This window comes from Pseudomonas sp. MHK4, from assembly GCF_054600775.1.
Genome location: NZ_BAAIAK010000003.1, coordinates 213,951 through 235,823, shown reverse-complemented (window position 1 = coordinate 235,823; position 21,873 = coordinate 213,951). Strand labels below are relative to the sequence as shown.

Below are 21,873 nucleotides of genomic sequence, written 5' to 3'. Positions count from 1 at the left end.
GCTTTACATTGGCACTTGCAGCGCGTTGAAGGGTCTGGTCAAAAAATCAGCGCTTCCCTAATCGCTGGTGATTTTTTAAACTGTTGAGTCCGCTCGCCCATCCGGGCAGCGCGCATATTGCATTTGCTACGAGGAAGACCATGGCCCGCGTAACCGTTGAAGACTGCCTAGAACACGTGGATAACCGCTTTGAGCTGGTCATGCTCTCTACCAAGCGTGCCCGTCAACTGGCCACCGGCGGCAAAGAGCCGAAAGTAGCATGGGAAAACGACAAGCCTACCGTCGTCGCCCTGCGTGAAATCGCTGAAGGCCTGATCGACTACGCAGCTATCGCCGAAGCCGAAATCGTTGAAGATGAACCGCTTTTCGCTGCATTCGAGGACGAGTCCAACGAGGCCGTCTAAGCCTATGCCTGGTCGACGTAGCACGGCGCGGGATAAAAGCTTACGGCAGGAGACATCATGCCGAGCATAGACGCCCTCGCCGATCGCTTATCGACCTACCTCGGCAAAGACCAGGTCAACCTGGTCCGCCGAGCGTATTTCTACGCCGAACAAGCCCACGACGGCCAACGCCGCCGTAGCGGCGAGGCGTACGTCACGCACCCCCTTGCGGTGGCGAATATTCTTGCCGACATGCACATGGACCATCAGAGCCTGATGGCGGCGATGCTGCATGACGTGATCGAAGACACCGGCATTGCCAAGGAAGCGCTGCAAGCGCAATTTGGCGAAACCGTGGCCGAACTGGTCGACGGGGTCAGCAAACTGACCCAGATGAACTTCGAGACCAAGGCCGAAGCCCAGGCTGAAAACTTCCAGAAAATGGCCATGGCCATGGCACGCGACATCCGCGTGATCCTGGTCAAGCTGGCCGACCGCTTGCACAACATGCGCACGCTGGAAGTGCTGTCCGGCGAAAAACGCCGGCGAATCGCCAAGGAAACCCTGGAAATCTATGCACCCATCGCCAACCGGCTGGGCATGCACGCCATCCGCATAGAATTCGAAGACCTCGGCTTCAAGGCCATGCACCCGATGCGTTCCGCGCGGATCTACCAGGCGGTCAAGCGCGCCCGGGGCAACCGCAAGGAAATCGTCAACAAGATCGAAGAGTCCTTAAGCCACTGCCTGGCCATCGATGGCATCCAGGGCGAGGTCAGCGGTCGCCAGAAACACCTCTACGGCATCTACAAGAAGATGCGCGGCAAGCGCCGGGCCTTCAACGAGATCATGGACGTCTACGCATTCCGGATCATCGTCGACAAGGTCGATACCTGCTACCGCGTGTTGGGCGCAGTACACAATTTGTACAAACCGTTGCCGGGGCGCTTCAAGGATTACATCGCGATCCCCAAGGCCAACGGCTATCAGTCGCTGCACACCACGCTGTTCGGCATGCACGGTGTTCCGATCGAAATCCAGATCCGCACCCGTGAAATGGAAGAAATGGCCAACAACGGCATCGCTGCCCATTGGCTGTACAAGTCCAGCGGCGACGAGCAGCCCAAAGGCACACACGCCCGCGCCCGCCAGTGGGTCAAAGGCGTGCTGGAAATGCAGCAACGGGCCGGCAACTCGCTGGAATTCATCGAGAGCGTGAAGATCGACCTGTTCCCGGACGAGGTCTACGTGTTCACGCCCAAAGGCCGGATCATGGAGCTGCCAAAAGGCTCCACCGCCGTGGACTTCGCCTACGCGGTGCACACCGACGTCGGCAACAGTTGCATCGCCTGCCGGATCAACCGTCGCCTCGCGCCGCTGTCCGAACCGCTGCAAAGCGGCTCCACGGTCGAGATCGTCAGCGCTCCCGGTGCGCGGCCGAACCCGGCGTGGCTCAACTTCGTGGTGACCGGCAAGGCGCGCACCCACATCCGCCATGCGCTGAAACTGCAACGCCGCTCCGAATCCATCAGCCTGGGCGAACGCCTGCTGAACAAGGTGCTCAACGGCTTCGACAGCTCGCTGGAGAAAATCCCGCTCGAGCGCGTCAAGGCGATGCTCGCCGAGTACCGCCTCGAACTGATCGAAGATCTGCTCGAAGACATCGGCCTGGGCAATCGCATGGCCTATGTGGTGGCCCGCCGGCTGCTGGGCGAAGGTGAGCAGTTGCCAAGTCCGGAAGGACCGCTGGCGATTCGCGGCACCGAAGGCCTGGTCCTCAGCTACGCCAAATGCTGCACGCCGATCCCGGGCGACCCGATTGTCGGCCACCTGTCCGCCGGCAAAGGCATGGTCGTGCACCTGGACAACTGCCGCAACATCAGCGAAATCCGCCACAACCCGGAAAAATGCATCCAGCTCTCGTGGGCCAAGGATGTCACCGGCGAATTCAACGTCGAACTGCGCGTCGAGCTGGAACACCAGCGCGGCCTGATCGCCCTGCTGGCCAGCAGCGTCAACGCGGCCGACGGCAACATCGAGAAAATCAGCATGGATGAACGCGATGGTCGCATCAGCGTGGTCCAACTGGTGGTCAGCGTACACGACCGCGTGCACCTGGCCCGCGTGATCAAGAAACTGCGCGCCCTGACCGGGGTGATTCGCATCACCCGCATGCGCGCATAGCTCGTCAACCTAGCCACCCTCTTACAAGGAGTCATTCATGACCAAAACTGTTATCACCAGCGACAAAGCCCCGGCCGCCATTGGCACTTACTCCCAGGCGATCAAGGCTGGCAACACCGTCTACATGTCGGGCCAGATTCCACTGGACCCAAAAACCATGGAACTGGTGGAAGGCTTCGAAGCCCAGACCGTCCAGGTGTTCGAGAACCTCAAGGCCGTGGCTGAAGCCGCTGGCGGTTCGTTCAAGGACATCGTCAAGCTGAACATCTTCCTCACCGACCTGAGCCACTTCGCCAAGGTCAACGAGATCATGGGCAAGTACTTCGACCAGCCTTACCCAGCCCGCGCCGCCATCGGCGTAGCAGCCCTGCCAAAGGGTTCGCAGGTTGAAATGGATGCCATCCTGGTCATCGAGTAATACGTCCGGCGCAGCCCTTTGAAGGCTGCGCCGCTGCCGTATGTATAAAAAGCGTTTTGAAAGGATTCCACCATGCGCGCTGCGCTAGCCCTCTCGCTGGTCGCCCTGTTCCTGGGCGGTTGTGCCAGCAACCCTGCCGACCGTGACATCAGTGGCACCTGGATCAACCAGGCGGCGATCGATGCTGCAGCCAAAGGCGGCCCCCTGCGTGAAGCCCTCCAGGCCTATGGTCCGAACCTGGAGTGGGACGTCAACACCAAGGCCAACCAGGCCCGCTACACCAATGGTTTTGAAAATGTCGAAGGCAAGTTGCTGGGCGAGCAGTCCGGCGCCTGGAAAGTCGACTTTTATGGCAGCTCTGCCAGCGAGCTCAAGCGCGACGGCAAGCAACTAAGCCAGGCCGCCAGCGACAACGAACCTGAACAGGTCTTCGACCGGGCGCTGACTCCGGTTCCGGAAGGCGCACCGATAGGCGCCAGCTTCGAACGCGCGCTGTATTCGGCATATATGGGCGGCAGCTGGAGGGTCGTCAGTGGCCCCGGCGAAGGCAATAGCGTGCAGTTCCAGGCCGACGGCCAGGTCATCGGACTGCCGGAAGCCGATCGCTATGCCCTGTGCCTGGCGGGTGACTGCGCGTCGATGAGCGGTGGCAACGACAACATGTGGTTGCAACTCAATGGCCAGGGAAACCCCTGGATCTTTTCCCGCAAAGGCAAGGAACTGGAGATTTTCCAGGCCGTGAATGCTGCCCTGGCAGACGAAATGCCCCAGTACACTCCGGGCAATCGCAAGTGGTTGCTGGAAAAGCAGTAAGCAACACATAACTCCTGTAGGAGCGAGCTTGCTCGCGAAGAGGCCATAACATTCAACATATTTGTTGCCTGTTAGGCCGCTTTCGCGAGCAAGCTCGCTCCTACAAGGGGTTTGTGGCGTTTACAAATCAGCAACGCCCTTCAATGATCGCTGCATACCCCTCACGAAAGCTCGGATACGTCGGCACCCAACCCAACGCCCGCGCCCGCGCATTGCTGCAACGCTTGCTCCCGGTGCGGCGCACAGTGGCGTCCTCCGCCCACTCGGTCACCCCCAGATACTCGCGCAACCAGCCCACCACATCCGCCAGCGCCGCGGGCGCGTCATCAACGCCTATATAGACGTCATCCAGCGCCACGCCACGCCGATCCGCCTCGAGCAGACAGGCCATCAATCCGGCGGCGTCGTCGGCATGAATTCGATTGGCATACAACGGCGGATCGACCGCCACGCGATACCCCCGGCGAACCTGCGTCAGCAACCACTCGCGCCCCGGGCCATAGATACCGGTGAGTCGCACGATACTGGCCGGGATGCCGCTGCCCCGGGCTATCTGCTCCGCCTCGAGCATCACCCGCCCTGAATAACCCGCCGCCACGGTGGGCGAAGTCTCGTCAATCCACTCGCCCTGCTGCTGGCCATACACACTGCTGCTGGAAACGAACAGCAAGCGATTGGGCACCTGCCCATAGTCGCCCAGCCACTCCAGCACATGCCGCAGGCCCTGGACATAGGCAGCGCGGTAACCGGCCTCATCGTGATCGGTGGCGGCCGCGCAGTACACCAGATAATCCACCGCACCGATGGGCCAGGTCCCTGGACACTCTTTGTCGAACAAGTCGCCGGCCACCCCGACAACCCCGTCGGGCAGGCGTGAAACGTCGCGGCGCAGGCCATGGACCTCCCACCCGCCAACCAGCAATTGGGTGGCCAGGCGACTGCCGACATCACCGCAACCGGCGATCAATACAGAGGGTGCGGACATCAGAAAACTCTCCTCAAAAAGGGACAAACCAGCGCTGGCAATGGACGAGCGGCTAGCAATGCAGGAAAAAAAGAGACTCTATTACTTCTGTTAACAAGAATTACTTGCAATAATGCGGACCACTTTGTTCTCGGCCTCACGAGGCCTGGAAGAACATTAACTGTCTTTTTCTCTCAGGTCCGGCCCAGCATGACACGTAATCCACTCTCCGCTTCGCCAACCAAACGACCTCGCGCCTGGAGCGCGGCGGCCGCCCTGCTACTCAGCCTGATGCTGGCGCCGACCGCCGCCTTTGCTGATGCACAAGCACCCGCCACCCCGGCTGCCGCCGCTGCACCTGCTCCGACCGACCACGCCGCCCCGGCAGTGGCTCCGGCCGCGACCGATCCTGCCCAGGCAGTACCGGCAGACACTCTCGGTGAAGACGCCCCCGAAGTCCTCGAAGCCGACAACTCCTTGGGCATGGCCCATGACCTGTCGCCATGGGGCATGTACCAGAACGCCGACATCATCGTGAAAATCGTGATGATCGGCCTGGCCATCGCTTCGATCATCACCTGGACTATCTGGATCGCCAAAGGCTTCGAGCTGATGGGCGCCAAGCGTCGTCTGCGCACTGAAATCGTACACCTGAAAAAAGCCTCCACGCTCAAGGAAGCCAGTGCATCGGCAACCAAGCCAGGCACCCTTGCCAACCTGCTGGTCCATGACGCCCTGGAAGAAATGCATTTGTCGGCCAGCAGCCGCGAGAAAGAAGGCATCAAGGAACGCGTCAGCTTCCGTCTTGAGCGCCTGGTAGCTGCCTGCGGTCGTAACATGAGCAGCGGCACCGGCGTCCTTGCCACCATCGGTTCCACCGCGCCGTTCGTCGGCCTGTTCGGTACCGTATGGGGCATCATGAACAGCTTCATCGGCATCGCCAAGACCCAGACCACCAACCTCGCCGTCGTTGCCCCCGGCATCGCCGAAGCCCTGCTGGCGACGGCTCTGGGCCTGGTTGCAGCGATCCCCGCGGTGGTGATCTACAACGTGTTCGCCCGCTCCATCGCCGGTTACAAGGCGCAGGTCTCCGATGCGTCGGCAGAAGTCCTGCTGCTGGTCAGCCGCGACCTCGACCACCAGCCTGAGCGCAGCTCGCAACCGCACATGGTGAAAGTGGGGTAATCGGCCATGGGCCTGCATTTGAAAGAAGGGGCAGACGACGATCTGTCCGAAAACCACGAAATCAACGTCACGCCGTTCATCGACGTAATGCTGGTGTTGCTGATCATCTTCATGGTGGCAGCCCCGCTGGCCACCGTGGACATCAAGGTCGACCTGCCCGCATCCACCGCCAAACCGGCGCCGCGGCCCGAGAAACCGGTGTTCCTCAGCGTCAAGGCTGACCAGCGCCTGTTCCTTGGTGAAGACGAAGTGAAGGCCGAAGCACTGGGCGCCACGCTCGACGCCAGGACCCAGGGCAAGAAAGACACCACGATCTTCTTCCAGGCCGATAAAGGCGTGGATTACGGCGACCTGATGAGCGTGATGGACAATCTGCGTGCCGCCGGTTACCTGAAGGTGGGCCTGGTCGGACTTGAGACGGCAGCCAAGAAATGATCACTACGCGCCATAAGCTGACGCGTTACAGCGGTAGCCTGGCAATCGTGCTGGGCGTTCACGCGTTAGCGATCGCGCTGGCCGTGAACTGGACCGCCCACCCGCCCATCGAATTGCCGCCCCAGGCAATGATGGTCGAGCTGGCACCGGTTCCCGCCCCGCCACCGCCTGCACCGCCGAAGGTCGTCACGCCACCGCAGCCGCCCGCTCCGGTCGAAGAACTGCCGATACCCAAGCTTGCCGAAGCGCCGAAGGCCGAGATTGCCGTGCCCAAGCCGGTCAAACCCAAGCCGAAGCCGCAACCGCCCAAGCCGGTAGAGAAAAAGCCCGAGCCGCCAAAGGAAAAACCCTCGGAAGCCAAGCCGAGCGAGGCACAACCGACCCAGGCCCCGACGGAGAAATCCGCCCAGCCTGCGCCGGGTCCGTCCCCTGCTCAACAGGCCGCCAAGGCCAGCTGGCAAGGCACCCTGCTCGCCCACCTGGCCAAGTACAAGAAGTACCCGGCCAGTGCACAGGCACGGGGCAAGGAAGGCATGAACCGGCTGCGTTTCGTGGTGGACGGGGAAGGCAACGTGCTGTCGTTTGAATTGGTGGGTGCGTCCGGCACTGCGGATCTGGACCGGGCGACCCTGGAAATGATCCGGCGGGCGCAACCGCTGCCCAAGCCACCGGCAGATATGCTGACCAATGGCTCCATCGAAATTGTTGCACCGTTTGTTTATTCGCTGGAAAAACGTCGGCGGTAATGTGTAGGAGCAGCCGGTCGACGCTCGATTGCTCGCGAAGGAATCGAACGATAACGCTTGAAGCCTGATACCCGCGACGGTCTCAGGTTTTTCGCGATCAAGCTCGCTCCTACATATACGTCCAGTCTGATAACGTGCGTCTATCGATTGCAGCCGGTATGCTTGGCCCGCAACTTCATGGACGCTTGCTATGACCCTCACAGAATTACGCTACATCGTTACCCTCGCCCAAGAACAGCACTTCGGCCATGCCGCCGAGCGCTGTCACGTCAGCCAGCCAACCCTGTCGGTGGGCGTGAAAAAGCTTGAAGACGAACTCGGTGTGCTGATTTTCGAGCGCAGCAAAAGCGCCGTGCGCTTGACCCCGGTCGGCGAAGGTATCGTCGCCCAGGCGCAAAAGGTGCTTGAGCAGGCCCAAGGCATCCGCGAACTGGCCCAGGCCGGCAAGAACCAGCTGACCGCGCCATTGAAAGTCGGTGCGATCTATACCGTCGGCCCGTACCTGTTCCCCCACCTGATTCCGCAACTGCACCGGGTTGCCCCGCAGATGCCGTTGTACATCGAAGAAAACTTCACCCACGTGCTGCGCGACAAACTGCGCAATGGCGAGCTCGACGCGATCATCATCGCCCTGCCGTTCAACGAAGCCGACGTGCTGACCTTGCAACTCTATGACGAGCCGTTCTATGTCCTGATGCCGGCCCAGCACCCGTGGACACAGAAAGAAACCATCGACGCCAGCCTGCTCAACGACAAGAGCCTGCTGCTGCTCGGCGAAGGCCATTGCTTCCGCGACCAGGTACTCGAAGCCTGCCCGACCCTGACCAAGGGCAACGACGGTGCCAAGCACACCACGGTGGAGTCCAGCTCCCTGGAAACCATCCGCCACATGGTGGCTTCCGGCCTCGGCATTTCGATCCTGCCGCTGTCGGCAGTCGACAGCCATCACTACGCCCCCGGCGTGATCGAAGTTCGCCCGCTGTCGCCGCCAACGCCCTATCGCACCGTGGCCATTGCCTGGCGTGCGAGTTTCCCGCGGCCGAAGGCCATTGAAATCCTCGCTGACTCCATTCGCCTGTGCTCGGTGGCCAAACCCGCGGCACCGGTAACAGCGGGTTAAGCAACGCCATGACCGAGTTGTCGCAAGTGTCGGTGACGGCACTCAAGGGTGTCGGCGAAGCCATGGCCGAGAAACTGGCCAAGGTTGGCCTGGAGAACCTCCAGGACGTGCTGTTTCACCTGCCGCTGCGTTATCAGGATCGCACCCGCGTGGTGCCGATCGGCCACTTGCGACCGGGACAGGATGCCGTGGTCGAAGGCACCGTCAGCGGCGCCGACGTGGTCATGGGCCGGCGCCGCAGCCTCGTCGTGCGCATGCAGGACGGTACCGGCGGTCTGAGCCTGCGCTTTTATCATTTCAGCAATGCACAGAAGGAAGGCCTCAAGCGCGGCACGCGGATTCGCTGCTACGGCGAAGTGCGGCCCGGTGCCTCGGGGCTGGAAATCTACCACCCGGAATACCGCGCCATCACCGGCGACGAACCGCCGCCCGTGGATGAAACCCTGACCCCGGTGTACCCGCTCACCGAAGGCCTGACCCAACAGCGCCTGCGCCAGCTGTGCATGCAAACCCTGACCCTGCTCGGTCCCAGCAGCCTGCCCGACTGGCTGCCAAAGGAACTGGCCCGCGATTACCAACTGGCGCCCCTGGCCGATGCGATCCGCTACCTGCACAACCCGCCTGCCGATGCCGACGTCGACGAACTCGCTTTGGGTCATCACTGGGCCCAGCACCGCCTGGCCTTCGAAGAGCTGCTGACCCATCAACTGTCCCAGCAACGCCTGCGCGAGAGCATGCGTTCGCTGCGCGCACCGGCGATGCCCAAGGCCACCCGGCTGCCGGGCAAGTACCTGGCCAATCTCGGCTTCAGCCCAACGGGCGCGCAGCAGCGGGTCGGCAACGAAATCGCCTACGACCTCAGTCAGCACGAGCCGATGCTGCGCCTGATTCAAGGTGACGTCGGCGCCGGCAAGACCGTGGTCGCCGCCCTCGCCGCACTGCAGGCCCTGGAAGCGGGTTATCAGGTCGCGCTGATGGCGCCGACCGAGATACTCGCCGAACAGCACTACATCACCTTCAAGCGCTGGCTCGAACCGCTGGGCATCGAAGTCGCCTGGCTGGCCGGCAAGCTCAAGGGCAAGAACCGCGTCGCTGCGCTGGAACAGATCGCCAGCGGCACACCCATGGTGGTCGGCACCCACGCGCTGTTTCAGGACGAAGTGCAGTTCAAGAATCTCGCGCTGGTGATCATCGATGAACAGCACCGCTTCGGCGTGCAACAACGTCTGGCATTGCGTCAGAAAGGCGTCGGCGGGCGCATGTGCCCGCATCAACTGATCATGACTGCCACGCCAATTCCACGCACTCTGGCGATGAGCGCCTACGCCGACCTCGACACGTCGATCCTCGACGAATTGCCACCCGGTCGCACCCCAGTCAATACCGTACTGGTCACCGACACCCGGCGCGTCGAAGTCATCGAGCGGGTCCGGGGGGCGTGCGCCGAAGGGCGTCAGGCCTACTGGGTATGCACGCTGATCGAAGAGTCGGAAGAGCTGACCTGCCAGGCCGCGCAAACCACCTACGAGGACCTCACCGCGGCCCTCGGCGAGTTGAAAGTAGGGCTGATTCACGGCCGCATGAAACCTGCCGAAAAAGCCGAGGTGATGGCCCAATTCAAGGCTGGCAACCTGCAGCTACTGGTCGCCACCACCGTGATCGAAGTTGGCGTGGACGTGCCCAACGCCAGCCTGATGATCATCGAAAACCCCGAGCGCCTGGGCCTGGCGCAACTGCACCAGTTGCGCGGCCGCGTCGGAAGGGGCAGCGCGGTCAGCCATTGCGTGCTGCTTTATCACCCGCCGTTGTCACAGATCGGACGCCAGCGGCTGGGTATCATGCGCGAAACCAACGATGGCTTCGTGATCGCCGAAAAAGACCTCGAGCTGCGCGGTCCCGGCGAAATGCTCGGTACGCGCCAAACCGGCCTGCTCCAATTCAAGGTCGCCGACCTGATGCGCGATGCCGATCTACTGCCCGCCGTTCGCGACGCCGCCCAAGCATTGCTGGAACGCTGGCCTGACCATGTCAGCCCGCTACTGGACCGCTGGTTGCGCCATGGGCAGCAATACGGCCAAGTGTGAGCACCGCCTCAGTTTCCAGACCATGGTTTTGAGCAAGCTGGTTATACTCCTGAATTGTTTTGGAACGGATACAGACCATGACCGAAGTTGCCCTCGCACCCGCTACCCCGCACAGTCCGTCGGTCATTCGGCTGCTGCTGGGCAAAATGGGCATTGCCTTCGAAGAAGTGCTCGACCATCACGGCCTGAACGCCGCGCGCAAAGTCCAGGCCGTGCTGCTCGATGACAGTGTCGGCGCGCTGATGGTGCTGTATCCGCAGAGTCAATTACTGGACCTCAATCGCCTGACCGAACTCACAGGCCGGCGCCTTGCGGCCGTATCGACCGAACGCCTGGAGAAAATGCTCGGCAAACACAACCTGAGCCTGCTGCCGGGCCTGCCATCGCTGACGAGCTCGCCCTGCCTGTATGAAGAAAGCCTGTTGCGCGAGCCCATGGTGCTGGTCAACTCGGGTGAGCCGGGCGTACTGCTGGAGATCACCAGTGAAGCCTTCAGGTCCATGCTGGCCAAGGCCAGCGCCGCCAACTTCGGCGAGAACCTGAGCAGCATCCGTCCCAATCTCAATCGCCCTGACGATGACCGCGAGGAGATTTCCCAGGCCGTCCAGGCGTTCACCGCGCGACGTATCCAGCAGCGACTGGAAGCGACCATCGAGATCCCACCGCTGGCTGAAACGGCACAGAAGATCATCAAGCTGCGCGTCGACCCCAACGCCACCATCGACGACATTACCGGTGTGGTCGAAACCGACCCGGCGCTGGCCGCGCAGGTGATGAGTTGGGCTGCATCGCCGTACTACGCCTCACCGGGCAAGATTCGTTCAGTCGAAGACGCGATCGTCCGGGTACTGGGCTTCGACCTGGTGATCAACCTTGCGCTGGGCCTGGCCCTGGGTAAAACCCTGAGCCTGCCCAAGGACCGCCCGCAGCACAGCACACCGTACTGGCAGCTATCGATCTACACGGCCGCGGTCATCGAAGGCCTCACCCGCGCCATGCCCCGCGCCCAGCGCCCGGAAGCGGGCCTGACCTACCTTGCGGGCCTGCTGCACAACTTCGGCTACCTGTTGCTGGCCCATGTGTTCCCGCCGCACTTCTCGCTGATCTGCCGCCACCTGGAGGTCAATCCGCACCTGTGTCACAGCTTTGTGGAGCAACACCTGCTCGGCATCAGCCGTGAACAGATCGGCTCATGGCTGATGCGCTACTGGGACATGCCGGAAGAACTCACCACTGCGCTGCGCTTCCAGCACGACCCAACCTACGACGGCACCTTCGCCGAGTACCCGAACCTGGTGTGCCTGGCCGTGCGCCTGCTGCGCAGCCGGGGCATCGGATCCGGACCGGACGAAGACATCCCCGATGCGCTACTGGAGCGCCTCGGTTTGAGCCGCGCCAAGGCCGAAGAAGTCGTCAGCAAAGTCCTCGAAGCTGAAGTGCTGTTGCGCGAACTCGCCTCGCAATTCAGCCAAGCATAAAAGCTTCGCGACCAGGCTCACTCCCACAGGAATCACCGCCCCCCTGTAGGAGCGAGCTTGCTCGCGAAAAACGCAAGCACGTCGCGTTTTTCCAAGATGCACGCGTTATCGTTGGCGATCTTCGTCGGAACGCCGCCCGGAGCAAGCTCGCTCCTAGACCTTCTTAGGCTTCAAATACTTGGTCAACCCCTGGAACCAGATCACCAGCGCCGGGTTGCCCTTGATCTGGATCGACTTGTCCTGAATCCCCGTCATGAACGCCAACTGCTTGTTCTTCGCCTGCATCGTGGCAAAACCATACGCGGCGTCCTTGAAGGCAATCGCAAATGCCGGTTCGGCGTGCACACCCGCCTTGCTGGTAATGCGCTGATCCTTCACCCGGAAGTGCCGCGCCACTTTCCCGTCCAGGGTCTGCAGCTGAAACACCAACGCCTTGTCACCCAGCTGCTGCTGGAACGCAGGATTGGAGCGACTGGCCCGGCTCATCAATACACCCATCATCCACAGCAGAAAACGAAATTTCATGCGCACAGCCTCAAAAGAAAATGAACGGCCGGCGCAGTGTAGCGATTACAAGCCAAAATGCCACCTTTGCGATACGTTAGAAGGAGATGCCTGTTTTTTTGACGCCGATGACTACCAAGTCACTGACAAAGCGCGCCTGCGCGGGCTCAGACAGGCTGCGACGGGGCGACGTTATCCAGCACCCGATTCACCGCCAACTCACCGAGCATGATCACCTGCTGCAGCGCCAGCATCGTGCTGCGGTGCGCCCCTTCCAGCATCGCGGCGATTTCACTCGCCATGACATTCGCCGACGCCAACGACTCACAGGCGTGGGCCAATAGCGTTTCGTTGTCGATGTCAGGCGCCACGACAAAGATCGTGCTGGGCGTATGGGCGCCGGTCATGACCAGTGCATTGGGTTTCAGGTAATGGTCCAGGGCGCGATTGGCGGCCTGGTGCAACTTTCTTGAAGTGGCGGACATGTACGGGGTGATGCTTTCGGTTTCTGGTCCGGCGGGCACATCGTTGACCTTGGGCATGGTGAATCTCCGAGGAATATTGGGAGTGACCACGCTAACTCTCGCGCTTCCGAAGGCCAACCTTAAAAAAGCGTCGGATGCTTCCTCGATTTTGTAAGCGATTTCATCATTTTCCAGCCCTGTTTAAAAATTTAAAACCCGCCGTTTGCACGCACACTCACCTCCCCGCGCGCCGATCCTACACCCGCTTCAAACTCAAGGACCCGTCCGCTTGGTGATGGCCACGTATTGCTTCCAGTTGTATGTTGCCTGACACCCCGCTTTCGCTGGCAAGCCAGCTCCTACAAGGGCCGGCGTCGTGATAAAAAAATGGGCACCCAACCTGGTTGGCGTGCCCATTTTTTTCAGCAACCCCGCAACGGGGGAGGCGAATTACGGATTAACGCTGTCTTTCAACGACTTACCCGGTTTGAACGCAACAGTGTTGCTGGCCTTGATTTTGACGGGCTCACCAGTTTGCGGGTTTTTGCCGGTGCGGGCACCGCGGTGGCGTTGCAGGAAGGTGCCGAAACCTACCAGCGTCACGCTGTCCTTGCGGTGCAGGGCGCCGGTGATTTCTTCGAGAACGGCGTTGAGGACGCGGTTGGCCTGCTCTTTGGTGAGATCTGCTTTTTCAGCAATGGCTGCGGCGAGTTCTGGTTTACGCATATGAGTGAAGCCCCTTTGACGGTTTGTTGTTGTTATGTCCGTGCTGCTCTCTGCGGAGCAGCGCCCAAAGCGCCGCAGGTGCTCTACTCTGCGGCAGACGGGAGTGAGGATGGCACGCAGCGAGGAGCCGCGCCAGTGTCGGCGCGGCCAATGTATGGGCAAAAGGGGGGTGATTCCGACAGAACGACCGGTATTTACGCCAGCAGTGCCGGAAGCTCTTTATTGAGGGCCAGTTTTTCCATCACCGCCGCGCCTGTGAGGGCATATCCGAGCAGTTTGCCGTTGCTGTCGCGGCATAAAACCTTGATGTCAGCCCCCTGCCCTTCGACCGTCCAAACGCCCTCCGAGCCCCGTGGCGGCGGGGATACCACCAATGGGCAGACCGGGGTTTTCACGGTAATGGGCATCGGGCCATAGTTGACCACCGTCGGGTTACCGGCGAGGGTCTGAGCCAGCGCCCTCGCACAGCTCATCAGGGGCATCACGTACAACAGGTTTAGCCCATCGACCTCGGCGCAGTCGCCCAGGGCGTAGATGTTGACGTGGGAGGTTTGCAGGTGACGGTCGACCACCACACCACGATTGACCTGCAAACCGGCAGCCGCCGCCAGGTCGATACGTGGTCGCAGGCCAATGGCCGACACCACCACGTCGCACGGGATGACCTGACCGTCGGACAGATGGGCTTCCAGGCCGTCAGCGACGCGTTGCAGGCGATTGAGCACCGGCCCGAGATGGAAGCGTGCGCCCAGGCTTTCCAGCCCGGCCTGGACCGCTGCGGCCGCCGCCGGGTGCAACAGGGTCGGCATGACCTGCTCGCATGGCGCCACCAGTTGCACTTCGTAGCCACCCAGGGTCAGGTCGTTGGCGAATTCGCAGCCGATCAGGCCGGCGCCCAGCAACAATACCCGACGCTTGCCGGCCGCTGCCGCGCGAAAGCGCGCGTAGTCTTCCAGGTCGTTGATCGGGAACACGCAATCCGCTGCGTCGCCTTCGATGGGCACGCGCACGGTTTCGGCGCCCCAGGCCAACACCAGGTCACGGTAGATCACCGCTTCCTCGCCGATCCACAGGCGCTTGTGGCCCGGGTCGATGCCACTGATGCGGGTATGCGTACGCACCTCGGCCTTCAACTGCTCGGCCATGGCGCCCGGTTCGGCCATGCTCAGGCCGTCGGCATCCTTGTTCTTGCCGAATCCGGTGGAGAGCATGGGTTTGGAGTAGGAGCGCCCGTCATCGGCGGTAATCAGCAGCAGGGGAGTTTCGCTGTCGAGTTTGCGAAACTCGCGAGCGACGTTGTAGCCCGCCAGCCCGGTACCAACGATTACGACAGGTGCGTTCATGCATCACTCCTCAGTTATTCAGGCGGCGATTTCGATCATTTCGAAATCCATCTTGCCCACACCGCAGTCCGGGCACAGCCAGTCTGCCGGGACGTCTTCCCAACGGGTGCCCGGCGCGATGCCGTCATCGGGCCAACCGTCGGCTTCGTTATAGATCAGGCCGCAGACGATACATTGCCACTTTTTCATTCAGGTATTTCCTCGAAATTCAGGCTATTGCCGGCGCGGACGGTCGATGGTTACTGCACTGCCATCGCGCTCAAAGCGTTTTTTACTGATCGAGCCCAACAGATGCAAGCCTGTTCGGCGCAACGGGCGGCCGGATCAATCAAAATCCGTGGCTGACATGGTAAGCTCGCGACCTCCTTTGCTGCCAATAATGACTCATTGTGCAACACACAGAATCCCCATGCCCGCCCCCACTCTGGCTCACTCAAAGCCAACTGACGCCTCTGCCCGACACGTCTATCCTCGACTGGTTGTTCGATCATGGCTCGCTGACCAGGCGCCTCATTCACCTGACGAATAATGCGTTCAGCGTCACGCCGTTGTCCGAAGGCTGGCAGACCCTGCGCGCTGACGAATGCGCCGCGCTCGACCTGGCCGAAGGCAGTGAAGGCTGGGTGCGCGAGGTGTATTTGCGGGGTCACGGGCAAGCCCTGGTGTTTGCCCGAAGTGTCGCGGCACGCAGTGCGCTGCAGGGCGACGGCTTGCACATGGACGAGTTGGGCAGCCGCTCCCTGGGCGAATTGCTGTTTTGCGATCACGCCTTTCAGCGCCGGGCCATCGAGGTTTGTCACTATCCCCAGGCGTGGCTGCCGACCGAAGTACGAGCGCCTGAGTTATGGGGCCGCCGCTCACGCTTCGACCGTGGTGCCTTGAGTGTGCTGGTGGCCGAGATCTTCCTGCCGACCCTGTGGAGCGCCGCCGGCGCCCATCCGGAGAATTGCTGATGTACCAGAGCCTGCTCAAGTCCTTGAACCGCTTGAATCCCCGGGCCTGGGACTTCATTCAGCTGACGCGCATGGACAAGCCTATCGGCATCTACCTGCTGCTGTGGCCCACGTTGTGGGCGTTGTGGATTGCCGGCAAGGGCTCGCCGTCCCTGGCCAATATCGTGATTTTCGTGCTTGGCGTGGTGCTGACCCGCGCGGGCGGCTGCGTGATCAATGATTGGGCGGACCGCAAGGTCGACGGCCATGTGAAACGCACCGAACAACGACCGCTGGTGAGCGGCAAGATCAGCTCCAGGGAAGCCCTGGTGTTCTTTGCGCTGCTGATGGGCGTGAGTTTCCTGCTGGTGCTGTGCACCAATGCCGCCACCATCTGGTTGTCACTCGGCGGCCTGGCGCTGGCATTCAGTTACCCGTTCATGAAGCGCTACACCTATTACCCGCAGGTGGTGCTGGGCGCGGCGTTCTCCTGGGGGATGCCGATGGCGTTCACCGCCGAAACCGGAGCACTGCCGGCGGCGGCCTGGCTGCTGTACATCGCCAACCTGATGTGGACGGTGGGCTACGACACCTATTACGCAATGACCGACCGCGACGACGACTTGAAGATCGGCGTGAAATCCACGGCGATCCTTTTTGGCGAGGCCGACCGGGTGATCATCCTGACCCTGCAGGGGTTGGCGTTGGGTTGCCTGTTGCTGGCCGGGTCGAAATTCGAGCTGGGGGGCTGGTTCCACCTGGGTCTGGCGGTGGCGGCAGGCTGTTTTGCCTGGGAGTTCTGGTACACCCGTGGCAAGGACCGGATGCGCTGTTTCAAGGCGTTTTTGCACAACCATTGGGCCGGGCTGGCGATTTTTGTCGGGATTGTGCTCGATTACGGGTTGCGTTGAGGATTTAAAAGATCGCAGCCTGCGGCAGCTACAGGCGGCTGCGATCTTTTTTTGGATTACGGTTACTTCTGCGACTCATGCATGACGTGCCAGACGTCCTTCATGTTGTCGCCTACCATGTCACCGGGTTTCTTGTCCTTCACGAACGTATACAGCGGCTTGCCGTCGTAAGCGTACTGACTCGTTCCGTCATCGCGCTTGATGACGCTCCATTTGCCTGAAGCCGTGGCACCCGCCGGCGCCATCATCGGTGGCCAGTTCTTGGCGCACTCGTCATTACACATCGACTTGCCGCCCGAGTCCTTGTCGAACGTGTACAGGGTCATGCCCTTATGGTCGACCATCATGCCGTCTTTCATCATCGCCGGATCGGCGGCGAAGGCCATGGTCGGCAGCGTTAGCGCAGCAGTCACCAGCAAAGCCTTCCAGGATTGAGCAATGTGTTTCATGGAAACCTTCCGTTTGTGGTAGTCAGGATTCGGACTTAGAGCTTAGTCCAGGTTCATGACAATCGCCGGGGGACTAAAATACTGTCACACGACTGCAATAATTCCGTTATCTAATGCGGCGCAAGACAGTTAAATGACAAGAGGATTAAGGCATGGTTGGCAGGAGCATTCTGATCGTCGACGACGAAGCGCCCATTCGCGAAATGATCGCCGTTGCGTTGGAAATGGCCGGCTATGACTGCATGGAGGCGGAGAACTCCCAGCAGGCCCACGCCATTATCGTCGACCGCAAGCCGGACCTGATCCTGCTCGACTGGATGCTGCCCGGCACGTCCGGCATCGAGCTGGCCCGCCGCCTCAAGCGCGATGAGCTGACCGGGGACATCCCGATCATCATGCTCACCGCCAAGGGTGAAGAGGACAACAAGATCCAGGGCCTGGAAGTCGGCGCCGACGATTACATCACCAAGCCGTTTTCCCCACGCGAGCTGGTCGCGCGCCTCAAGGCCGTGCTGCGTCGCGCCGGACCTAGCGACGGCGAGGCGCCGATCGAAGTCGGCGGACTGCTGCTCGACCCGATCGGCCACCGCGTGACCATCGACGGCAAACCGGCGGAAATGGGGCCGACCGAATACCGTCTGCTGCAGTTCTTCATGACCCACCAGGAACGCGCCTACACCCGTGGCCAGTTGCTGGACCAGGTCTGGGGCGGCAACGTGTATGTCGAGGAGCGCACCGTCGACGTGCACATCCGGCGCCTGCGCAAAGCCCTCGGCGATGCCTACGAAAACCTGGTACAAACCGTGCGCGGCACCGGTTATCGTTTTTCTACCAAAGCCTGATCCGGACGTTCACCGCCCGACAAGCTGACAAGGACGCGCTTTAAAGTGAACCAAAACTGGCATGGCACCCTGATTCGCCACATGCTGCTGCTGGTCACCGCCTGCCTGGTGATCGGCCTGATCACCGGCTACTACGGCTGGAGCCTCGCCGCGGGACTTGGTGTTTACCTGGCCTGGACCCTCAAGCAACTGCTGCGCCTGCACGAATGGCTGCGCCTGCACAAACCCGATGAAGCGCCACCCGATGGCTACGGCCTGTGGGGCGAAGTGTTCGACAGCATCTACCACCTGCAACGTCGCGACCAACGCGTTCGCGGGCGCCTGCAGGCGGTCATCGACCGGGTCCAGGAGTCCACCGCCGCCTTGAAGGACGCGGTGGTCATGCTCGACACCGACGGCAACCTGGAATGGTGGAACCGCGCCGCCGAAACCCTGCTGGGCCTCAAGACGCCACAGGATAGCGGCCAGCCGGTGACCAACCTGGTACGCCATCCGCGCTTCAAGGAGTACTTCGAGCAGGACAGCTACGCCGAACCGCTGGAAATCCCTTCGCCGACCAACGACCGGATGCGCATCCAGCTGTACATCACCCGCTACGGTAACAATGAACACCTGATGCTGGTGCGCGACGTGACGCGTATCCATCAGCTGGAGCAGATGCGCAAAGACTTCATCGCCAACGTTTCCCACGAACTGCGCACGCCGCTGACGGTGATCTGTGGCTATCTGGAAACCCTGCTCGATAACGTCGAGGAAGTGAACCCGCGCTGGACCCGTGCCCTGCAGCAAATGCACCAGCAAGGTGGGCGCATGCAGACCTTGCTCAACGACCTGCTGTTGCTGGCCAAGCTGGAAGCCACCGATTATCCGTCGGACAACCAGCCGGTGGCCATCGACAGCTTGCTGCAATCGATCAAGGGTGACGCCCAGCAGCTGTCCGGCCAGAAAAACCAGAAAATCACCCTGGAAGCCGACCCGACGATCCTGCTCAAGGGCAGTGAAGCGGAATTGCGCAGTGCGTTTTCCAACCTGGTGTTCAACGCGGTGAAATATACCCAGGCCGAAGGCAACATCCGCATTCGCTGGTGGGGCGATGAGCAAGGCGCGCACCTGAGCGTGCAGGACTCCGGGATCGGCATCGACAGCAAACATCTGCCGCGCCTGACCGAACGTTTCTACCGCGTCGACTCCAGCCGCAATTCCAACACCGGTGGCACCGGGCTGGGCCTGGCGATCGTCAAGCATGTGCTGTTGCGCCACCGCGCGCGTATGGAAATCAGCAGCGTGCCGGGTCACGGCAGCACCTTCACCTGCCATTTCGCCCCTGCCCAGGTCAGCCAATCCAGAGTGATCAGCACCGCCGATTGATACCGGCCAGCACGTGCCACTAGGCAATTATCCAGTCAGCCGCTACATTGGCTGACTTGTGCCTGCACTTCAGGCACACATTTTTCTTCCCTTTCGAATACACGGAACCCGCAAAACTCCATCATGGACCCTTCCCCTGGCTTGACCCTCGCAACAATATTCGCCGACTTCGGCATGATTCTTTTTGCTCTGATCCTGGTGTTGCTCAACGGCTTTTTCGTTGCGGCGGAATTCGCCATGGTCAAATTGCGCTCGACCCGGGTCGAGGCCATCGCTGAACAACACGGCTGGCGCGGGCACATCCTGCGCACTGTGCACAGTCAGCTCGATGCCTACCTGTCGGCGTGCCAATTGGGTATCACCCTCGCCTCCCTGGGCCTGGGCTGGGTCGGCGAGCCGGCGTTCGCGCACATTCTCGAGCCGTTGCTCGAGACCGTCGGCGTTCAGTCGGCGGAAGTGGTCAAGGCCGTGTCGTTCTTCACCGCGTTCTTCATCATTTCGTACCTGCACATCGTGGTCGGCGAGCTCGCTCCGAAATCCTGGGCCATCCGCAAACCCGAATTGCTGTCGCTGTGGACTGCCGTGCCGCTGTACCTGTTCTACTGGGCCATGTACCCGGCTATTTACCTGCTCAACGCCAGTGCCAACCAGATCCTGCGCATCGCAGGACAGGGCGAACCCGGCCCGCATCACGAGCACCATTACAGCCGCGAAGAACTGAAGCTGATCCTGCACTCCAGCCGAGGCCAGGACCCGAGCGACCAGGGCATGCGCGTACTGGCCTCGGCCGTGGAAATGGGCGAACTGGAAGTGGTCGACTGGGCCAACTCCCGCGAAGACCTGGTGACCCTGGAGTTCAATGCGCCGCTCAAGGAAATCCTGGCGATGTTCCGTCGCCACAAGTTCAGCCGGTACCCGGTGTATGACAGCGAGCGCCAGGAGTTCGTCGGCCTGCTGCACATCAAGGACCTGCTGCTTGAACTGGCGGCGCTGGACCACATTCCCGAGTCGTTCAACCTGGCCGAACTGACCCGCCCGCTGGAGCGTGTGTCGCGGCACATGCCGTTGTCGCAGTTGCTGGAGCAGTTCCGCAAGGGCGGCTCGCACTTCGCCGTGGTCGAGGAAGCCGATGGCAACATCATCGGCTACCTGACCATGGAGGACGTGCTGGAAGTGCTGGTGGGCGATATCCAGGATGAACACCGCAAGGCCGAGCGCGGCATCCTCGCCTATCAGCCGGGCAAGCTGCTGGTACGGGGCGATACGCCGCTGTTCAAGGTCGAGCGGCTGTTGGGCATCGACCTGGACCACGTAGAAGCGGAAACCCTCGCAGGGTTGGTCTACGAAAGCCTCAAGCGCGTACCGGAAGAGGAAGAAGTGCTGGAAGTCGAAGGCCTGCGCATCATCATCAAGAAGATGAAAGGGCCGAAGATTGTGCTGGCCAAGGTGTTGATGCTCGATTGATGGGCTGATCTGGAACCGAGTCGAACCCTTCGCGAGCAAGCCCGCTCCCACAGGTACCGTGTAAACCTTGTGGGAGCGGGCTTGCTCGCGAAGACGTCAGGTCAGTCAACGCATTATTGTTTGCCCAACGCAAAGTTGGGCAGCGCCCCCATCGGTTGCTTGAACTGGTACGGGATCGATACCAGCCCCATCCCGGTATTGCGCTGCACCACGAAGTGCAGATGCGGCCCGCTGCTGTTGCCGGTATTGCCCGATAGCGCCAGCGGGCTGCCCACCCCCACCCGCTGTCCTTCGCGAACGCTGACCGAACCTTTTTGCAGGTGCAGGTACACACCCATCGTCCCGTCATCGTGCAGCACCCGCACGAAATTGCCTGATGGATCGGTACCGCGCCCGGTCTGCCCGTTTTCGGTCTTCACCACCATCCCGCCACGCGCTGCAATGATCGGCGTGCCCTCCGGCATGGCGATGTCAATTGCATAGCGATTCCTCGGGCCGAAATGGCTGTACTGGCCTTCGGCACCCTGACTCACGCGAAACGGCCCGCCACGCCAGGGGTAGGGATATCGGTAGGCCAAGGCAGCGCCTGCGGGGTCGCCCAGGGAATATTCGAACTTGGGAAGATAGGCGATTGGCTGACCGGCCTTGCTCGCCGTGAGCTGCGCCAGGCGAATGCTGCTGCGCAAAGGCATCACCCGACGAATGGGCCGACTCGGCGCACCGCTGACGTTCTTCAACCCGGTGAAACTCAATTCGATTTCGACCGGCGCATACAGGTCATTGCGCACGTAGACGCTGTCCACGCCGTCCTTTTTCATGATGACCAGGTACACCTGACGCTCGAGGTTTTCGACCATGCGATCGCGGAACGTGAACACGCTGGAGCCTTTCGTGGGGTGGTCGCTGTAGGAGACCACGCCATTGGCGTCGGTGGACTTGTAGATGGTCATGGCCATGGCCGAAGTCGAGGCGATGAAAAGACCACAGAAAAACAGCAGGCGCGCGAACATGGGCGGGATTCTGTCGAGTCAGGTTTGGGATTGAGCCTAGCAGGCGCAAT

23 protein-coding genes are annotated in these 21,873 nt (G+C 61.3%); 15 read left to right on the top strand and 8 right to left on the bottom strand.

All coding sequences use genetic code 11. From position 1 onward, the window contains the following. Window positions 1-140: 140 nt before the first annotated feature. The 4 genes from rpoZ (at window position 141) to ACYP2Q_RS09680 (ending at window position 3,798) form a co-directional block, all read left to right on the top strand. Window positions 141-404: a DNA-directed RNA polymerase subunit omega gene (gene rpoZ / locus ACYP2Q_RS09695; RefSeq protein ID WP_007921129.1), complete on the top strand. Its 264-nt coding sequence runs from the start codon at window positions 141-143 to the stop codon at window positions 402-404. A gap of 57 nt (window positions 405-461) precedes the next feature. Continuing rightward, window positions 462-2,567: a bifunctional GTP diphosphokinase/guanosine-3',5'-bis pyrophosphate 3'-pyrophosphohydrolase gene (spoT, locus tag ACYP2Q_RS09690; protein WP_459730263.1), complete on the top strand. Its 2,106-nt coding sequence runs from the start codon at window positions 462-464 to the stop codon at window positions 2,565-2,567. Window positions 2,568-2,604: 37 nt separating this feature from the next. Continuing rightward, window positions 2,605-2,985, top strand: coding sequence for a RidA family protein (locus tag ACYP2Q_RS09685; protein ID WP_003229509.1), 381 nt, complete (start codon window positions 2,605-2,607; stop codon window positions 2,983-2,985). Between the two features lie 72 nt (window positions 2,986-3,057). Then, window positions 3,058-3,798, top strand: coding sequence for a hypothetical protein (locus ACYP2Q_RS09680; protein ID WP_459730262.1), 741 nt, complete (start codon window positions 3,058-3,060; stop codon window positions 3,796-3,798). 127 nt (window positions 3,799-3,925) lie between these two features. Here ACYP2Q_RS09680 and ACYP2Q_RS09675 read toward each other — a convergent pair whose 3' ends face one another. Then, window positions 3,926-4,783 carry an SDR family oxidoreductase gene (locus ACYP2Q_RS09675; RefSeq protein WP_459730261.1) on the bottom strand — a complete coding sequence of 286 codons (858 nt, stop codon included), beginning with the start codon at window positions 4,781-4,783 and terminating at the stop codon, window positions 3,926-3,928. Window positions 4,784-4,972: 189 nt separating this feature from the next. Here ACYP2Q_RS09675 and exbB point away from each other — a divergent pair, with 189 nt between their 5' ends. The 6 genes from exbB to ACYP2Q_RS09645 all read left to right on the top strand — a co-directional run bounded on the left by exbB (window position 4,973) and on the right by ACYP2Q_RS09645 (window position 11,810). Next, window positions 4,973-5,947: a tonB-system energizer ExbB gene (exbB, locus tag ACYP2Q_RS09670; protein WP_459730260.1), complete on the top strand. Its 975-nt coding sequence runs from the start codon at window positions 4,973-4,975 to the stop codon at window positions 5,945-5,947. A 6-nt stretch (window positions 5,948-5,953) separates the two neighbouring features. Then, window positions 5,954-6,382, top strand: a complete 429-nt coding sequence (gene exbD / locus ACYP2Q_RS09665) for a TonB system transport protein ExbD (RefSeq protein WP_008064483.1) — start codon at window positions 5,954-5,956, stop codon at window positions 6,380-6,382. Continuing rightward, entirely contained in the window at window positions 6,379-7,128 is a 750-nt protein-coding gene (locus ACYP2Q_RS09660) for a TonB family protein (RefSeq protein WP_459730259.1), read from the top strand. The genes exbD and ACYP2Q_RS09660 overlap by 4 nt, the downstream gene beginning before the upstream one ends. Before the next feature lie 190 nt (window positions 7,129-7,318). Next, the gene (locus ACYP2Q_RS09655; RefSeq protein ID WP_459730258.1) at window positions 7,319-8,248 is read left to right on the top strand and encodes a LysR substrate-binding domain-containing protein; all 930 of its coding nucleotides are present in this window, start codon (window positions 7,319-7,321) and stop codon (window positions 8,246-8,248) included. Between the two features lie 8 nt (window positions 8,249-8,256). Further along, window positions 8,257-10,332 carry an ATP-dependent DNA helicase RecG gene (gene recG / locus ACYP2Q_RS09650; RefSeq protein ID WP_459730257.1) on the top strand — a complete coding sequence of 692 codons (2,076 nt, stop codon included), beginning with the start codon at window positions 8,257-8,259 and terminating at the stop codon, window positions 10,330-10,332. A 77-nt stretch (window positions 10,333-10,409) separates the two neighbouring features. Next, window positions 10,410-11,810 (top strand): aminoacyl-tRNA deacylase and HDOD domain-containing protein, encoded by a 1,401-nt coding sequence (locus ACYP2Q_RS09645; protein WP_459730256.1) that lies wholly within the window; start codon window positions 10,410-10,412, stop codon window positions 11,808-11,810. A gap of 153 nt (window positions 11,811-11,963) precedes the next feature. On the opposite strand, the gene ACYP2Q_RS09640 is transcribed toward ACYP2Q_RS09645, so the two are convergent. From ACYP2Q_RS09640 to ACYP2Q_RS09620, 5 genes are all read right to left on the bottom strand, one after another. Then, window positions 11,964-12,335, bottom strand: coding sequence for a helicase (locus ACYP2Q_RS09640; protein ID WP_459730255.1), 372 nt, complete (start codon window positions 12,333-12,335; stop codon window positions 11,964-11,966). 146 nt (window positions 12,336-12,481) lie between these two features. Next, a complete protein-coding gene (locus tag ACYP2Q_RS09635; protein ID WP_459730254.1) occupies window positions 12,482-12,856 on the bottom strand; it encodes a DUF6124 family protein in 375 nt (124 codons plus the stop codon). Window positions 12,857-13,228: 372 nt separating this feature from the next. Beyond that, window positions 13,229-13,504 (bottom strand): HU family DNA-binding protein, encoded by a 276-nt coding sequence (locus ACYP2Q_RS09630; protein WP_003213368.1) that lies wholly within the window; start codon window positions 13,502-13,504, stop codon window positions 13,229-13,231. Between the two features lie 194 nt (window positions 13,505-13,698). After that, entirely contained in the window at window positions 13,699-14,847 is a 1,149-nt protein-coding gene (locus ACYP2Q_RS09625; RefSeq protein WP_459730253.1) for an NAD(P)/FAD-dependent oxidoreductase, read from the bottom strand. Window positions 14,848-14,865: 18 nt separating this feature from the next. Further along, window positions 14,866-15,036, bottom strand: coding sequence for a rubredoxin (locus ACYP2Q_RS09620; protein WP_007995385.1), 171 nt, complete (start codon window positions 15,034-15,036; stop codon window positions 14,866-14,868). A 200-nt stretch (window positions 15,037-15,236) separates the two neighbouring features. Between ACYP2Q_RS09620 and ACYP2Q_RS09615 the strand changes: the two genes are divergently transcribed. Both ACYP2Q_RS09615 and ubiA read left to right on the top strand, forming a co-directional pair. Continuing rightward, entirely contained in the window at window positions 15,237-15,800 is a 564-nt protein-coding gene (locus tag ACYP2Q_RS09615) for a chorismate--pyruvate lyase family protein (RefSeq protein WP_459730252.1), read from the top strand. Next, a complete protein-coding gene (gene ubiA, locus ACYP2Q_RS09610) occupies window positions 15,800-16,690 on the top strand; it encodes a 4-hydroxybenzoate octaprenyltransferase (protein WP_459730251.1) in 891 nt (296 codons plus the stop codon). Before ACYP2Q_RS09615 ends, ubiA begins: the two co-directional genes overlap by 1 nt. Window positions 16,691-16,752: 62 nt before the next feature. Here the strand turns inward: ubiA and ACYP2Q_RS09605 are convergent, their stop codons facing one another. Continuing rightward, complete coding sequence (locus tag ACYP2Q_RS09605) at window positions 16,753-17,139, bottom strand: COG4315 family predicted lipoprotein (protein ID WP_459730250.1); 387 nt, start codon at window positions 17,137-17,139, stop codon at window positions 16,753-16,755. A 152-nt stretch (window positions 17,140-17,291) separates the two neighbouring features. On the opposite strand from ACYP2Q_RS09605, the gene phoB reads away from it, so the two are divergent. The 3 genes from phoB to ACYP2Q_RS09590 all read left to right on the top strand — a co-directional run bounded on the left by phoB (window position 17,292) and on the right by ACYP2Q_RS09590 (window position 20,813). Continuing rightward, window positions 17,292-17,981, top strand: coding sequence for a phosphate regulon transcriptional regulator PhoB (phoB, locus tag ACYP2Q_RS09600; RefSeq protein ID WP_020797927.1), 690 nt, complete (start codon window positions 17,292-17,294; stop codon window positions 17,979-17,981). 81 nt (window positions 17,982-18,062) lie between these two features. Beyond that, the gene (gene phoR, locus ACYP2Q_RS09595) at window positions 18,063-19,349 is read left to right on the top strand and encodes a phosphate regulon sensor histidine kinase PhoR (RefSeq protein ID WP_459730623.1); all 1,287 of its coding nucleotides are present in this window, start codon (window positions 18,063-18,065) and stop codon (window positions 19,347-19,349) included. 123 nt (window positions 19,350-19,472) lie between these two features. Continuing rightward, the gene (locus tag ACYP2Q_RS09590; protein WP_459730249.1) at window positions 19,473-20,813 is read left to right on the top strand and encodes a hemolysin family protein; all 1,341 of its coding nucleotides are present in this window, start codon (window positions 19,473-19,475) and stop codon (window positions 20,811-20,813) included. A 113-nt stretch (window positions 20,814-20,926) separates the two neighbouring features. On the opposite strand, the gene ACYP2Q_RS09585 is transcribed toward ACYP2Q_RS09590, so the two are convergent. After that, complete coding sequence (locus ACYP2Q_RS09585) at window positions 20,927-21,823, bottom strand: peptidoglycan DD-metalloendopeptidase family protein (protein ID WP_459730248.1); 897 nt, start codon at window positions 21,821-21,823, stop codon at window positions 20,927-20,929. Between the last annotated feature and the right edge of the window lie 50 nt (window positions 21,824-21,873).